Here is a 15,872-nt window from a genome sequence, read left to right as displayed (position 1 = left end):
CTTAGCTGTTTTTTCGTTTTCCTATTAATTTTGTTACAGAGAGCATTGTAATTGGTAAAGAATGATTCTTTCGAAATGCTAAATATTTTCCACTCCATGCAGGTTTGTATTTTTCTTTGAAATGTCGTAAACCGCTGAAGCTATATGTGTAACGAACGTTATTAAATATTGCAGCAGCAACTCGTTCAGACCAGAACGATTGCGTTGATAAACCGACATTTGAGAGTGGTGCCATACCAATATTAAAGGAATGGTATTCATTTTCTTTTGCCCAGTGGAATAAGTGGATAAAAATTGCATCCATAATTCCGCTAGGGGCATCTGGATAATAACGCATTAAATCAACAGATAATATGCCACTTTGATATACTGGCATAAAGGTTGTGAATGCAATGATTTTTCCCTCTGCATCAGATAATGTAGCGATAGGGGCACGACTAATATACTCACGATCGAAGTACCCAAGTGAAAATCCTTTCTCTTTTTTTCCGCCGAGCCAAGCATCAGACACTTTCTTTAGTTCCTCATATAATTCGTCTGAGAATGGTGGCTCATGAATAGAGAATGTATAACCTTCTCGTTCAAAACGGTTGAAAGTAGCTCGCATACCAGCACGTTTTTTTCCTGTTATTGTAAAGGTATTTAAATCAACGACAGCCTCTTCGCCAAGTTTAAAGAAGTTGTAGCCGAAATCGTGGTATAAGCTCATCCATTTGCTTTCAATTTGATAGAATACGCAAATATACCCAAATCGATCAGCCTCAGCTAAAAATTCTTGCAACACAGTGCGGTAGGAGGCTGGATCACCAATTGGATCACCTAGTACAACAAGACGTTTTCCAGTAATTGAAAAGAGAAGAAGTGCTTTTCCGTCACTACTGAAGAAGAACTGTTTATCTCCTAAAAAACCTAAATGACTAAGTACGTTCCCACCATGTTCATCTAAGAAGTTTTCTAACCTTTTATCATTTGCTGGTTGCCCGGGAAATTGACTACGGTAACGATTGGCAATTAGTGAACCGATAAGTAAAAAAGTAGGAACGAAAAAGGCTGCTGCTAATGCACTTCGTTTAACTTGTGTAATATTTCGAACGACAAAATCAGGTTGGAATGCTTCTTTTGCACCCGCAAATAAAATACCTAAGTTTTTATATAAATATAACGTAAGTAATAAGAAGATAAAAACTTTTACGATGTCAGAAAGAGAGACTTCCATTTTCTCGCGTGCAAATCTTTTACGAAGCATATACAACACAGCAAGTACGATTAATAAAATAAAGGTTTCTTCAATATCAATTCCTTTTAGGGTATTAAAGATTGCTGCTCCAATTAAAGAAACAATCGTCATATAGTAAGAACGCTTTGTTCCATAATATATGCCTCGCGAAAGAATCAGGAGGAGAATACCGAATGTTAATGATAAGCTAAAAGAAAATTGAATAAGGTGCTTTGGAGCTAAAATATGTAAGGCGTGAGCTCGATTTATACTAGTCGGTAAAATTGTTGATAGAATAACCATTAAGCCAGCGAATACGGTTAAAGCGGCGGATGCCCATGAACCTAATTTCCCTAAAAAATCACGTTGTAAAGTCCAAATTACACCAGTTGTTTCTAACGCAGGTGCAATAAATGGTTTATCCTCAATTTTTTTTATGGCCGCGCCAGTCATTTCAAATGCTGCAAAAATGAGACCAAGGCAGAATGGTAAGATGTAATAGACAAGTCGATATAATAACATAGCGGGTAGTAATACGCCTGTATCAACTCCGTATTGTCCTAGTCCGGTTAAGAAAACAAGATCAAATGAACCAAGACCACCAGGGACAAGGCTTACGACACCAGCTAAAGCAGCAATTACATAAACACCTAAAAACTTTTGAAAGTCGATATCAATTCCAAACAATATTAAAATGACGTACATAACGATACCAGCAGATACCCACTCGACTAATGACACTAATGAATATAAAACAGTTGGATTTTTCTCTTCTTCTTCAGTTTCTTGTCCGTCTAGCTGTTTTGGTTTTCTATTTTTAATTTTAGAAAACCCAATATATATAGGAACGAAAAGAGCAAAGAAGATAAGAACAGGCCATAACCACGGTTTTTCGTGCAGAATAAAACTAGTGTCTAATATTCCAATAAGGCCGAGGAATGACAGAATGGCTAATCCGTTAATAAAAGCGGTTGTCATCCAAGCAATGCTTTTAATAAGTTTCCCATTCTCTTTTATATGTGGACGATATAGCATTGTACGTACACCGGCACCAACAAGACCACCAAAACCGATAAATCCATTTAAAGTGTTTGCAATCCATGAGATACGGAAAATCTTTTGTACAGGTATATCTGCTTTTAAGTAACGAAGCATAACAAAGTCATAAAAGAACATTGTTGAAACGGCAAATGCACCGAGTGTAATCGCTAAAAATACCCCACCAGTTGGAATGTTTTTAATTGTTTCAATTGCTTCTAAAAAAGAAATGCCTGCTAATTCTTTTTTAGCTTGAAAGAAAACAATTGTTAAGACAACAAATGGGAAGATTATTTTCCCGATTTGTAAGAAACGTTTCCATGAAAACGACATAAATACAACTCTCCTTGTGTAAGAAAACTGAGACAATAATATTATTATGACAAACTTCAAGAAAAATAAAAAGGTAAATTCCTGTATAGGGAAGCTATTTTTTATATAGGTTATATTTAAAAGAATATTTCGTTTATCGAAAAATTAAGTTAAGATAAGATGAAAGAAGGAAGAGAGGGGAAGTAGATGATTATAATAGGTTATGCAGGATATGAGTTAGAAAAAGCAAAACCGAATACATCAGAAGATTTTTTTAATAGATCTGAAGTGACATATATATTAAATAATCAAGAGAAAACCTTTTCTGTCTTATATGTTCGATATTTTGAAGAAATTTTACAAGAAATTATCCCTTTTGAAGGAAATCCAGTTTATAAAGTAGAAGAACAAGACGTATATTTACGAGATATTGTAGCGATTGCTTGTTTAGTGAACAATAAAGAGCTACGCGGGCAGAAACGCTTGTATCTCAATGAAGTAACAGAATTTCAACGATACTTTGACGAGGGAACAGTGGTGAAAGTACAAGAAATATTAGCTGAATTACATAAAAATAAAAGAGTAGAAATAACGTAAAACGGCAAAGGAGAGAGAAGCCATGTCTAATTTGATGGTTGAAAATCAAACAGAACAAGTTTCTATATTTTTAGAAGATGTAATTTCCTTGATAACTAATTATGTGAATTATCATACGTTACCTTCTTTATTGGAGGAGACACCAACAGGAAACGAGCAATATTATAAAGGTATATTAGCATCAATAAGAAGACTTCTTGTTTTTTGTGAAGAAGGACTTGATGCATGTTTTGTTTTGTTGAATGGCCAACCATTTCGAAAGACCGCAGCTGAAAAAGTTTTATATAAGATTTACCATCAAGTAATTGCAGAGTTTTTTTCGCCAAAGAATGATCATTGGTATGAAAATAGTCGTTCTGCTTATACAGGGAAAAATTCTATTGTTTTTCAGCAAATCCCTCCTGGATCTATAGAACGAGTGATGAAGGAGTTAGAAGGGAAATTTCAATTGATGCGTGAAGAACTAGAATATTATGAGACAGATTACCAAACAAAAATGTTGCACAAATATTAATTAAGGAAAAGAAGCTAAGGACACTTAGCTTCTTTTCCTTTTGTCCAGTTATATAAGGGATTTTAATTGAATATAGTTAAAGTGAATAGCATCAAGGAGGTGTGACATGAGTCAGCAAGGTGTATTTACAGATTACTTTCATGAAGTAGAAAGCTGGTGTGAAAGTGTTCTTCAAGTATTAGATAGCCGTGCAATGGAAGTGTATGATGTCCATATGCTTGCTTATAAAATTCAAACGTTATTAGAGCGTATGAAAGAGCATGAATACGACACAGATGCCGAGTTTATGTATGAAATAAGTGATGATGTAGAACATATTCAACACCATTTACAGGAAGTATTTATGCAAGAAGGAGAGGAATATGAACTATGTGAAAGAGGGGATAGCGAACGAGCTGTTCCGATTGGGGGGCATACCCTTCCGCCATTACCTTATCCATATAATGCGCTAGAACCGTACATTTCACGAGAAATTATGATGTTACACCATGATAAACACCATCGTAGTTACGTGGAAGGATTAAATAAAGCAGAGAAGATGATGGAAGAAGCGAGAAAAACAAATCAATTCGATTTAATTAAGCATTGGGAAAGAGAAGCGGCTTTTCATGGATCAGGTCATTACTTACACACGATATTTTGGAATAACATGAAAAAAGATGGTGGTGGAAGTCCGAGAGGGGCTTTTTCACAACAAATTGAGCAAGATTTCGGAAGTTTTTTACGTTTTCAAAAGCATTTCACAGAAGCAGCTTCTAAAGTGGAAGGTTCAGGATGGGCGATTCTTGTATGGGTACCCCGTTCAGGAAGGTTAGAAATTTTGCAAAGCACGCTTCATCAATTGTTTACACAGTGGGATACGATACCACTCCTTGTACTGGATGTATGGGAACATGCGTATTATTTACAATATCAAAATCGAAAAGATGAATATATTAAAAACTGGTGGAATGTTGTAAATTGGCCAGATGTAGAAAAGAGATTTGAAAGTGCGAAGCAAATTGAATGGACACCGTATTAGACGCATATCCCATGCGTCTTTTTTAGTGGAGGTGGAAGGAAGATTTCGTTCATATTTTAAAAGGCCAAGCATACACTTGTACAAAAAGTGCCAAAAGGACGTGGGGGGAAATATGAGACGAATTTGTATAATAATTACGCTAATTATAATGTACGCAAGCGTTATGCCGATTCCTGCATATGCAAAAATGAACGGTGGTGTCAGTGCTCGTAACGCAGTCTTAATGGAACAACAATCCGGTCGTGTGCTATATGGAAAATTAGAACATGAGCCACAAAAAATTGCTAGTATAACAAAAATTATGACAGCATTGTTAGCTGCAGAATCAGGAAAAATGAAAGAGTTAGTATCGGTTAGTAGTGAAGCGGTACGAGTAGAAGGGTCGGCAATTTATTTAAAACCTGGACAAAAAGTGAAGCTAGAAGATTTAGTTTACGGATTAATGCTTAGATCTGGTAATGATGCAGCACAAGTAATTGCTGAAAATGTGGGAGGGAGTATAGAAGGGTTCGTATATTTAATGAATGAAAAGGCGAAAGAAATCGGAATGAAAGATACACATTTCTCAAACCCGCATGGCTTGGATGGGGATGGATCGCATTATTCGTCGGCTTATGACATGGCATTATTAACGAAATATGCAATGGGGAACGAGAACTTTAAGAAAATTTTTGGAACAAAAACGTATAAATCAGATTCTTGGGATTATCCGTGGAAAAATAAACATAAGCTTGTGACATCTTATTATGAATTTGCAACAGGGGGAAAGACAGGTTTTACGAAGAAAGCAGGACGGACGCTTGTCACAACAGCTTCAAAAGATGGACTAGATTTAATTGTCGTAACTTTGAGTGCTTCTAGTGACTGGGATGATCATATGAATTTGTTTGATAAAGGCTTTGAACGCTATAAGCAAGCGAAAGTTTTAGGACAAGGAGCAATCGCTGAAATAAATGAAAAGAAATATGCCAATCATGTTTATACGAAAAATAGTTTTTCTGTACCTTTAACTGAAGAGGAAAGAAAGAGCGTGTTATTGAAAGTTGAGCTCGATAAAAGTGAAAAACTTACGGATGGAGTAAAGATTGGGAAGACAGAAATTTATGTAGGGAACGAGAAAGTTGGAGAACGAAATTTGTTTTACAGTAAACGAAAGTTAGTAGCTACAACGGGAATGTATTGGAATAACGTAAAAGAAATCTTCTCTTACATGATAGGTGTTGGGATAGATGGTTAATCTCGTATGGGCAGCGATGGCAGTTATAGGGATTGTGTATGCCATGATAAATGGAACGATGGAAGAAGTGACCAAAGCAATATTTGAAGGGTCAAAAGATGCTGTAACGATTTGTATTGGACTTATTAGTGTTTTAGTATTTTGGCTCGGTTTAATGAAAATTGCTGAGGAAGCTGGATTGTTAAAGAAGTTAGTATCACTTTTTATGCCGATAGTAAAAAGATTATTTCCAGAAATACCGAAGGATCACCCGTCAATGGGATTCATTTTATCAAATATGATGGCGAACTTTTTTGGGTTAGGTAATGCAGCAACACCTTTAGGTATTAAAGCAATGGAACAACTGAAAGAGTTAAATGGTGGAAAGGATTCAGCAAGTCGTTCTATGGTGACGTTTCTAGCATTAAATACTTCAGCAATTACATTAATTCCGACTACTGTCATTTCGATTCGAATGACTTATGAATCAGCAAACCCTACTGAAATCGTTGGCGTAACATTTATAGCACAAGTGTTATCGATGATTGGAGCGATTTGGATTGACCGCTATTTTTACCGGAGAAGGAGTAGAAAGGGGCGGAAAAAATGAGTATTGTAAATACAATTTCATTATGGGTAATTCCTTGTGTAATTGGTTTTATCCTTTTGTATGGCACGATAAAGAAAGTTCCAACGTATGAATCGTTCGTTGAGGGCGGAAAAGAAGGGATTCAAATTGCGGTTTCCATTTTGCCGTTTATGGTTGGAATGCTTGTATCTATTTCTATTTTCCGGGCATCAGGTGCTTTAGATGCGATGATATCGGTAATGAAGCCGATGTTAGACCTTATTCATGTACCAGCCGAAATCGTTCCACTTGCACTTATACGACCGATTTCGGGATCTGCTGGTTTAAGTATTACGACCGATTTAATCGCTACATATGGGCCAGACTCGTTTATTGGTAGGTTAGCTTCAACGATGCAAGGTAGCACAGATACGACTTTTTATATATTAACAGTATACTTTGGGGCTGTCGGTATTAGAAAAATGGGAGATGCATTAAAGGTAGGACTTTTTGCAGATTTAATCGGAATTATTTGTTCAATTGTGTTTGTTTCCCTATTGTTTCGGTAATGCTATTCATTTTTTGCGCTATTTCGCTTATAATACGTATAAGACCACTATTAACGTGTAGTTTAATAGTGGTTTTTTTATGCGGTATTTTTGACAAAATGGTGAACTTTTATCGTGGACAACATGAAAAAGTGTAAATAATAATAAAGGGTGAAAACGTGATATAGCCTTTATACGTTTATTATCATTGCTATGTTGTTAAAGATAGGCGAAGTAAATGGCATAAAGCTTAGGCGGTTGCCAAGTCTTTCTAATGTAAGGTAAGATAAATTCGAGGTGAAAAAAAGAAATGGAACGATTACAAAAAGTGATTGCGCAAGCAGGTATTGCATCGAGAAGAAAGGCTGAGGAATTAATTCAGCAAGGAAAAGTGAAAGTTAACGGGAAAATAGTGAAGGAGTTAGGAACAAAAGTAACTCCTCAAGATAAAGTAGAAGTAAATAACATCCCTCTTGAAAAAGAAGAACCTGTTTATTTTTTACTATATAAACCAACTGGTGTAATTTCAAGTGTATCAGATGATAAAGGAAGAAATGTTGTAACAGACTTTTTCCCTGAAATTAGACAACGTTTATTCCCAATCGGACGCTTAGATTATGATACGTCTGGCGTATTATTGATGACAAACGATGGGGACTTCGCAAATATATTAATGCATCCGAAATATAAAGTTGAAAAAACGTATGTTGCGAAAATTAAAGGGCCATTAACAGGTGAGAAAATTCGCATGTTAGAACGAGGTGTTGCATTAGAAGATGGGAAAACAGCACCAGCACAAGTGAAAATTATTTCTTGGGACAAGCGTAAAGAGATGGCGATTGTACAATTAACGATTCATGAAGGACGTAACCGTCAAGTACGCCGCATGTTTGAAGCGTTAGATTGTAAAGTAATGAAATTAAAACGTGAACGTTATGCCTTTTTAGAAGTGGGTAGCTTGCGTCCTGGTGATGCAAGAGAATTGACACCACATGAGGTGAAACAATTACGTGCATTGGCTTCTACAAAGCCTCGCTAATCTATATTGTGAAACTTTCACCAGTGGAATGCTCCGCTGGTGATTTATTAAAAAATACATATATTTATCACTCGTCGAAGAGAGGGGAGACAATATGAAAAAAAATCGCTTATTATTTCGTGTTATCATTTTGCTCATTTTAAGCGGTGCGGTAGGGTTTACGCTATATCAAGGATTTTTTACTGATAAAGAGAAAATGCAAATTGGAAAAGAAGCACCTAACTTTGTTGTAACTGATTTAGAAGGAAAGAATATTGAATTAAAAGATTTAAAGGGAAAAGGTGTATTTTTAAATTTTTGGGGAACTTGGTGTAAACCTTGTGAAAAAGAAATGCCTTATATGAATGAGTTATATCCGAAATATAAAGAAAAAGGCGTTGAAATTATTGCCTTAGATGCAGATGAAACGGATATCGCAGTGAAGAACTTTGTGAAACAATATGATTTGAAATTCCCAGTTGCAATTGATAAAGGGCAAAAAATCATAGGTACATATGGAGTAGGCCCATTACCAACAACCTTTTTAATTGATAAAGAAGGCAAGGTAGTAGAGCAAATTATAGGTGAGCAAACGAAGGAACAATTGGAAGAGTACTTAAAGAAAATTACTCCATAATTAAGAAAGCCTTTACATAAGAGGTGCTTACGTATAGCACCTTCGCTTTAAGAATTCTGAGTATTGCGGTAACTCTAAGCTGGAATATACAATAATACATATAGATAAAAGGGCGGTGAGAGCTTTGAAAGAAATTAAGTGTGAATGTGGACATGTTAATCCGATAGGAACCATTTTTTGTGAAGCATGTGGGAAACCATTTGAAAGTAATGAAAATATGAAATTATTGGATATGAGATATGAGGGGAGTGCCCGGAGATCTCTCACACATACAAAAACGATAGTCGATAAAATTTGGAGTTTTTTCTCTTCTGTAAAAGTAGGTGTATGGTTAATTGTAATAACTTTAGCTGCATCGGCAATAGGAACTATCTTTCCCCAAGAAATGTACATAACTCCAGGAATCGAACCAGCTGAATATTATAAGACCGAGTATGGATTTTTAGGACAATTATACTATCAATTAGGATTTAATAATTTATATGGATCATGGTGGTACATGATTTTAATTGCTTCCATTGGTATTTCACTTGTTATATGTAGTTTAGACCGTGTCATTCCTCTTTATAAAGCTTTAAAAAAACAAGGGGTGAAAAGACACCCAAGTTTTTTAAAAAGACAGAGAGTGCACGGGACTGGTACGCCGTATGAAGGTGACTTAGAACGAGTTCAAATTAATTTAAAGAAACGTAATTATAATGTGAAAGTGGAAGACGGGAACGTTTTAGCGGAAAAGGGACGTTTTTCCCGTTGGGGTCCATATGTAAACCATATTGGTCTTATTATCTTTCTATTCGGTGCAATGCTACGTTTTTTACCGATTATGTATGTAGATGAAGCACTTTGGTTACGTGACGGTGAAACGAAAGAAATACCAGGAACAGATGGTCAATACTATTTGAAAAACGAAAAGTTTATCAAGGAAGTTTATGATAAGAGTAAGGATAAAGAAGTTTTTGATGAAGCAATTGATCGTGTTGGTGATAAAATGATTGCGAAAAACTTCCAAACAAATGCTGTATTATATAAAGCGGTAGGAGAAAATATAGCGGGTCAAAAACCAAAATTAGAAAAGGTAAAAGAAGCTGAAATTCGAGTGAATGAGCCACTGAAATTTGATCAATTTGCTGTTTATCAAGTGGATTACAAAGAAAGTGAGTTTAAAAGCATGTCTTTCCATTTGCAAAACAAAGAAAATAATCAAAAGTGGGGACCGATTAAAGTAGATTTAGCGAATCCTACAGAAAAATATGATTTAGGAAATGGGTATTCTCTAGAACTATTAAGCTATTTTCCTGATTTTTATTTTGATGAGAGTGGAAGGCCGAATACGAAAACGAAATTACCGAATAATCCTGCATTCGTCTTTAAAATGTTTACCCCGGAAACACCAGATGGTGAAGTTAGTTTCGTCGGTATTCAGCAAAACATAGAGCCTGACGGGAATAATAAATATAAAATGTCATTTGCAGGTGTGGAAATGCAAAATGCAACAGCTCTTACAGTAAGAAAAGATTTGACGCTTTGGATTCTCGGTATTGGAGGATTTATATTTATGGTTGGTGTGATTCAAGGTATGTATTGGAACCATCGCCGTATTTGGATACAACGTGTTAATGATGAATGGTGGGTTGCAGGCCATACGAATAAAAATTGGTTCGGCTTAAAGAAAGATATTGAAAGAGTACTAGAAGGAACAGCGATTCCACAACCACACGATAAAATGAATGATAAAAAAATTAGTTAAGGTGGGGAAACGATATGGTACAAATAAGTAGTAATTTTCTGTTCGCCGCGTTCATCTTATATTTAATTGCGACTTTATTTTTTGGAGGAGCAATTAAAGAAAAAGGTCATAAGTGGGCAAATGTAGGTATAACTATAGCAATTTTAGGATTTATTGCGCAAATAGTATATTTTGTTACAAGATGGATTGCATCAGGACATGCACCAGTTAGCAACTTTTTTGAATTTGGTACATTTTTCGGCATGATGCTTGTGGGAGCTTTTATCATTATGTACTTTGTATATCGTGTAAGTATTATTGGCTTATTTGCTTTACCGGTAGCTCTTTTGTTAATCGCTTATGCAAGTATGTTCCCGAGAGAAATTTCACCGCTTATCCCATCTTTAAAGAGTAATTGGCTACATATTCATGTAACGACAGCGGCAGCGGGACAAGCAATATTAGCAATTAGTTTTATTACAGGCGTAATGTATTTACTGAAAAATGTAGATCAATCAACAAGAAGTAAGCGTACATTTTGGTTAGAGACAGTAGTTTTCACACTTGTTTGTACAGTTGGATTTATTGGAGTAACAACGGTATTTTCTAGTATGAAATACGAAGCGAAGTTTCAATGGATTGATAAAAATGAACAACAAGTTGAGATGAAGTATAATCTCCCTGCTTTAGTTGGACCGCATGAAGGGAAATTAATGACGGAAAATAAATTAGAGCCAACAGTTGAAGTCCCAGCGATTGTAAATGCGAAAAAATTAAATACTGTTATTTGGTCCGTGTTAGTCGGAACACTACTTTATATTGTATTAAGACTTGTTTTACGTAAGCGAGTGTCAGCTGCACTTCAGCCGTTAGTAAAGAATACGAATAGTGATTTATTAGATGAAATCGGATATCGTTCTATTGCGATAGGATTCCCAGTGTTTACATTAGGAGCGTTAATCTTTGCAATGATCTGGGCTCAAATTGCTTGGACGCGCTTTTGGGGTTGGGATCCAAAAGAAGTTTGGGCGCTTATTACTTGGCTCTTTTATGCTGCGGTATTACATTTACGTTTATCTAAAGGATGGCATGGAGAAAAATCCGCCTGGCTTGCAGTAATTGGTTTTGCAATCATTATGTTTAACTTTATTGTAGTAAACTTAATTATCGCGGGTTTACATTCATATGCATAGAGAAATAAAATAGGAGAGTGTATGTCACTTTCCTATTTTATTTTTGTCAAATTTTCTTCTTTTTTGAGAAAAACATGACAAAGTAGTAGTTGATTCTGTAAAATGATGTCGAGGACCCAATATACTGTTCAAAAAAAATACATAGTTTTGGAAAAAAAATGAACAAACTTTATTATTCTTGTGAAGCATAATATGGGAAGTGGAACGTTAAAAAGTGCTTAATTAAACGAGGATAGGTGCAACATTATATTGTAGAAGGGTAGGTGTAAACCGTTGTGGTAAAAGTACGCAGCGGGTAGAAATGGAAAATGAATCAAGAATTTTAATTGTAGACGATGAGGATCGTATTCGTCGTTTATTAAAGATGTATTTAGAAAGAGAGCAATACACAATTGAAGAAGCGGATAATGGTGATACAGCTTTAGAAATGGCGTTACAAAATGATTATGATTTAATCCTATTGGATATTATGATGCCTGGTAAAGATGGTATCGAAGTGTGTAAAGGGATTCGTGAGAAGAAAGCGACGCCAATTATTATGCTGACAGCAAAAGGTGAGGAAGTAAATAGGGTACAAGGGTTTGAAGTTGGAACTGATGATTATATTGTAAAGCCGTTTAGCCCGCGTGAAGTAGTACTTCGTGTGAAAGCGGTATTACGCCGCGCTGTACCAACGACATTCTTTACACAAGATACAACGACGAAAGATGTTACTGTGTTCCCTCATTTAGCAATTGATAATGATGCGCACCGCGTTACAGCGGATGGTAATGAAGTAAACTTAACACCGAAAGAATATGAATTGCTATTATTCTTAGCGAAAGCCCCGGATAAAGTTTTTGACCGTGAGCAATTGTTAAAAGAAGTATGGCAATATGAATTCTTCGGAGATTTACGTACAGTTGATACGCATGTAAAGCGTTTACGTGAAAAGTTAAGTAAACAATCACCAGATGCAGCGAAGATGATTGTTACCGTTTGGGGCGTTGGTTACAAGTTTGAGGTTGTGAACGACTGATGCTTTGGAGAAGTGTAGTAGGGAAGTTATGGATGACCATATTACTTCTCGTTTCGTTTGTTCTTGGATTTGTTGCTATTTTACTTTCACAGTTTTTTAGAACGTATTATGTTGATATGAGTGAAGCTAGGCTTCAGAAAGTTGCAACAAGTGTCACGGAATTAATTGAAGAAGGTGCCGATGTAAAAACGATTGAGGATATTGCTTACAAATTTTCTGATCCACTTTCAAGGATTATCATTGTAGAAGATGGTAAGGAAATTTCTTCTTCGCCGAAACAAGAAGGATTAGTTACTCTTACAATAGATGATTTGAAAAATGATAAAGAATTAGCAGCTGTTTTTACAGATAAAAAGGATATTAAGAATAATATTAGAAAAGCTTCTAATAGTAGGAAGAATAAGAACACTGAAAATGATATTATGATCGTCGGGAAACCAGTACAGTCAAAAAATCAAAGTGCGGTGTTTGTATATGAATCATTGCAAGTTCCAATACAAGGTATGGAGAGAACGACTGATTTTATTTTCTTATCAGCCGGGATTGCGATTATTTTAACAACTTTCTTTGCATTTTTCTTATCTACTCGAATTACGGCACCGCTTCGTAAAATGCGTGAGGTTGCATTTGAGGTAGCGCGCGGGAAATTTGATACGAAAGCCCCTATGGTGTCGCAGGATGAAATTGGTGAGCTTGCAACTGCTTTAAATCAAATGGGGAAACAGTTGAAGTTTAATATGAATGCCCTGCAGCAAGAAAAAGAGCAGTTGGCTAGCATTTTGAGTAGTATGGCAGATGGTGTTATTACGTTAAATCAAGAAGGTGAAGTCGTTGTTATCAACCCACCGGCAGAACACTTCTTACAAGTTTGGCAAGAAGAAAAAGAAGTGGAGTTAAGTAAAAAACTGCCTTCTGAACTTGTTGAACTATTCCATCTCGTTGTAGAAAGTGAGCAACAACAAGTTGTTGAAATTAATTTGCAAAAAGGTAACTACGTAGTTCTTATGACACCGCTTTACAATCAGACAAAAATTCGTGGAGCTGTAGCAGTATTGCGAGATATGACGGAGGAGCGTCGTCTTGAGAAAATGCGTCAAGACTTTATTGCGAATGTATCACATGAACTTCGTACACCGATGGTAATGCTTCAAGGATATAGTGAAGCAATTTTAGATGATATTGTGCAAACGAAAGAAGAAATTAATGAGTTTGTTCAAATTATTTATGATGAATCTGTTCGTTTAGGTAAACTTGTAAATGAGTTATTAGATTTAGCCCGTATGGAAAGTGGACATGTAGAGTTACATATAGGTGAAGTAGATATTCATCCATTTGTTGAAAAAATTGGCCGTAAATTCCAGGGGATTGCAAAGGATAAAGAAGTCCAATTAACAGTGGATTTCCAAATTCCAATTGCACAATATCCGTTTGATGCAGACCGTATGGAACAGGTACTGACGAATTTAATTGATAATGCAATCCGTCATACAAATGCAGGTGGACATGTTACACTTGTAATTAATACGAAAAATAGTGGCCTTACTTTCGAAGTGCAAGATTCAGGTGCTGGTATTCCAGAAGAAGATATTCCGTTCTTGTTCGATCGATTCTATAAAGCTGATAAAGCGAGAACTCGCGGGAAAAAAGTTGGAACAGGACTCGGGCTTGCGATTGCTAAAAATATTGTTCAAGGTCATGACGGGAAGATTTTTGTATCAAGTGTCGTTGGAGAAGGAACTATATTCTCTGTATATTTACCAAATCGTATAATTTAGATATATATGTTTTTTAAAGTTGATCATGAATAAAAGCTTTACTGTTTTTTTATTTTTTTGTAAGTGCAATTAAATAAAGAATGGTAGAGTTTTTTTTCTTTAATAATCAGAATGAAAATAAAAAGAGAGGTGCCATAATGAAATGAAACTGTATACAAAAACAGGTGATAAAGGGGAAACGAGTGTCATAGGTGGCCGAGTGGATAAAGATCATATACGTGTAGAAGCTTATGGCACAATTGATGAGGCGAATTCTCATATCGGATATGCCATGTCTAAATTACAAGAGGAATGTTTTCGTAACATTTATAGCGAACTTGAAAATATTCAACATGAACTATTTGATTGTGGAGGGGATTTAGCAATAGTAGAGAAGAAAATCCCTTATAAAGTAACGATAGAGATGGTCGAGTATTTAGAGAGACGAATTGATTCGTATACAGAAGAAGCGCCGCCGTTAGAGCGTTTTATTTTACCAGGCGGTAGCGAGGTATCGGCTGCACTACACATTGCACGTACAGTTATAAGAAGAGCAGAACGTTGTATAGTGTCATTGCAAAAAGAAGGAGAAACCAATGAAATTGTTCTAAAGTATGTAAATAGGTTATCTGATTATTTATTTGCGCTTGCTAGAGTAATAAATGCACGTTTACAAGTGAAAGATGTGGAATATAACCGCAGTGCACTTGTTTTTCGTAATAAAGAAGAGAAGGAAGTGGAGTAATTCACTTTCTTTTTTTGTATACTTTTTTCTGTAATATCCCACAATAGAGAAGGTATGACGGTTATTAGAAAACGGAGGATGTATATGAAAGCGTTAAAATGTGGCGTGTTGATATTGAGTATATTATTTTTATCTCAATTACATGTTTACGCTGAAGGGAATCAGTGGATATGGCCTGTTGATGGGCAGATAAGTGATTATTTTGGGACAAGACATGGGAAACACTATGGTATTGATATAGCTGCGCCTATTGGAACGCCTGTTGCAGCTATTCAAAATGGTAAGGTGACAAAGTCTTATTTTTCAAGTAGTTATGGAAATGTTGTGTTTATTAAACATGGAGAATATGAGGCTGTTTATGCGCATTTAAATAAGAGATATGTAGTTCAAGGGGATAACATTTCAAAAGGAAAGCTAATTGGAGAGGTAGGGAATACAGGAGAATCGCGAGGAGCGCATTTACATTTAGAAGTGCATCAAGGGAGATGGACGATGGAGAAAAGGAATGCGATGAATCCGTTGCTTGTTTTAAATGAACAAAAAAATCAAGTCGTGTCATCATCACTATATGTTGTACAAAAAGGTGATACTTTAGTTGGCATTGCTCGGAAATTTAGTATGACAGTTGAGGAAATTAAAGTGAGGAATGGATTGCGACAAGAGCAAATCTATCCGAATCAACAACTATACGTTAAGTAAAGGAAACGTCCCAAAAGCATAACTTTTGAATAAACTTACTTTCGTCTTAGTT

15 protein-coding genes are annotated in these 15,872 nt (G+C 35.7%); 14 read left to right on the top strand and 1 reads right to left on the bottom strand.

Going from position 1 to position 15,872, the window contains the following annotated elements:
• Position 1 precedes the first annotated feature (1 nt).
• A complete protein-coding gene (mprF, locus tag ACE38F_RS20585) occupies positions 2-2,587 on the bottom strand; it encodes a bifunctional lysylphosphatidylglycerol flippase/synthetase MprF (RefSeq protein ID WP_375369793.1) in 2,586 nt (861 codons plus the stop codon).
• A 186-nt stretch (positions 2,588-2,773) separates the two neighbouring features.
• On the opposite strand from mprF, the gene ACE38F_RS20580 reads away from it, so the two are divergent.
• The 14 genes from ACE38F_RS20580 to ACE38F_RS20515 all read left to right on the top strand — a co-directional run bounded on the left by ACE38F_RS20580 (position 2,774) and on the right by ACE38F_RS20515 (position 15,820).
• Positions 2,774-3,163 carry a hypothetical protein gene (locus ACE38F_RS20580; RefSeq protein ID WP_215555749.1) on the top strand — a complete coding sequence of 130 codons (390 nt, stop codon included), beginning with the start codon at positions 2,774-2,776 and terminating at the stop codon, positions 3,161-3,163.
• Positions 3,164-3,185: 22 nt separating this feature from the next.
• Positions 3,186-3,677 carry a YpuI family protein gene (locus tag ACE38F_RS20575; RefSeq protein WP_002158618.1) on the top strand — a complete coding sequence of 164 codons (492 nt, stop codon included), beginning with the start codon at positions 3,186-3,188 and terminating at the stop codon, positions 3,675-3,677.
• Between the two features lie 106 nt (positions 3,678-3,783).
• On the top strand, positions 3,784-4,698 hold the full coding sequence (locus ACE38F_RS20570; protein ID WP_002030730.1) for a superoxide dismutase: 915 nt from the start codon (positions 3,784-3,786) through the stop codon (positions 4,696-4,698).
• A gap of 112 nt (positions 4,699-4,810) precedes the next feature.
• Complete coding sequence (locus ACE38F_RS20565) at positions 4,811-5,935, top strand: D-alanyl-D-alanine carboxypeptidase family protein (protein ID WP_341307264.1); 1,125 nt, start codon at positions 4,811-4,813, stop codon at positions 5,933-5,935.
• A complete protein-coding gene (gene spmA / locus ACE38F_RS20560; protein ID WP_016094459.1) occupies positions 5,928-6,524 on the top strand; it encodes a spore maturation protein SpmA in 597 nt (198 codons plus the stop codon). The genes ACE38F_RS20565 and spmA overlap by 8 nt, the downstream gene beginning before the upstream one ends.
• The gene (gene spmB / locus ACE38F_RS20555; RefSeq protein WP_002201161.1) at positions 6,521-7,051 is read left to right on the top strand and encodes a spore maturation protein SpmB; all 531 of its coding nucleotides are present in this window, start codon (positions 6,521-6,523) and stop codon (positions 7,049-7,051) included. The genes spmA and spmB overlap by 4 nt, the downstream gene beginning before the upstream one ends.
• 289 nt (positions 7,052-7,340) lie before the next feature.
• Entirely contained in the window at positions 7,341-8,069 is a 729-nt protein-coding gene (gene rluB / locus ACE38F_RS20550; protein ID WP_341307263.1) for a 23S rRNA pseudouridine(2605) synthase RluB, read from the top strand.
• A gap of 94 nt (positions 8,070-8,163) precedes the next feature.
• Entirely contained in the window at positions 8,164-8,685 is a 522-nt protein-coding gene (gene resA / locus ACE38F_RS20545; protein ID WP_002064495.1) for a thiol-disulfide oxidoreductase ResA, read from the top strand.
• A 124-nt stretch (positions 8,686-8,809) separates the two neighbouring features.
• Positions 8,810-10,432 carry a cytochrome c biogenesis protein ResB gene (gene resB, locus ACE38F_RS20540; RefSeq protein WP_375369792.1) on the top strand — a complete coding sequence of 541 codons (1,623 nt, stop codon included), beginning with the start codon at positions 8,810-8,812 and terminating at the stop codon, positions 10,430-10,432.
• Between the two features lie 14 nt (positions 10,433-10,446).
• Entirely contained in the window at positions 10,447-11,604 is a 1,158-nt protein-coding gene (gene resC, locus ACE38F_RS20535; protein WP_193645865.1) for a cytochrome c biogenesis protein ResC, read from the top strand.
• Between the two features lie 301 nt (positions 11,605-11,905).
• Positions 11,906-12,622, top strand: a complete 717-nt coding sequence (gene resD, locus ACE38F_RS20530; RefSeq protein ID WP_215555753.1) for a DNA-binding response regulator ResD — start codon at positions 11,906-11,908, stop codon at positions 12,620-12,622.
• Positions 12,622-14,397 (top strand): sensor histidine kinase ResE, encoded by a 1,776-nt coding sequence (resE, locus tag ACE38F_RS20525; protein ID WP_375369791.1) that lies wholly within the window; start codon positions 12,622-12,624, stop codon positions 14,395-14,397. Before resD ends, resE begins: the two co-directional genes overlap by 1 nt.
• Positions 14,398-14,539: 142 nt before the next feature.
• A complete protein-coding gene (locus tag ACE38F_RS20520; protein WP_215555755.1) occupies positions 14,540-15,121 on the top strand; it encodes a cob(I)yrinic acid a,c-diamide adenosyltransferase in 582 nt (193 codons plus the stop codon).
• Between the two features lie 84 nt (positions 15,122-15,205).
• Positions 15,206-15,820 (top strand): peptidoglycan DD-metalloendopeptidase family protein, encoded by a 615-nt coding sequence (locus ACE38F_RS20515; protein ID WP_215555756.1) that lies wholly within the window; start codon positions 15,206-15,208, stop codon positions 15,818-15,820.
• The last annotated feature ends 52 nt before the right edge of the window (positions 15,821-15,872 follow it).

The organism is Bacillus altaicus (genome assembly GCF_042136375.2).
In the GTDB taxonomy this organism is placed as follows: domain Bacteria; phylum Bacillota; class Bacilli; order Bacillales; family Bacillaceae_G; genus Bacillus_A; species Bacillus_A cereus_U.
Note: the sequence above shows the minus strand (reverse complement) of the source record. Positions and strands in the feature narration are given on the sequence as shown.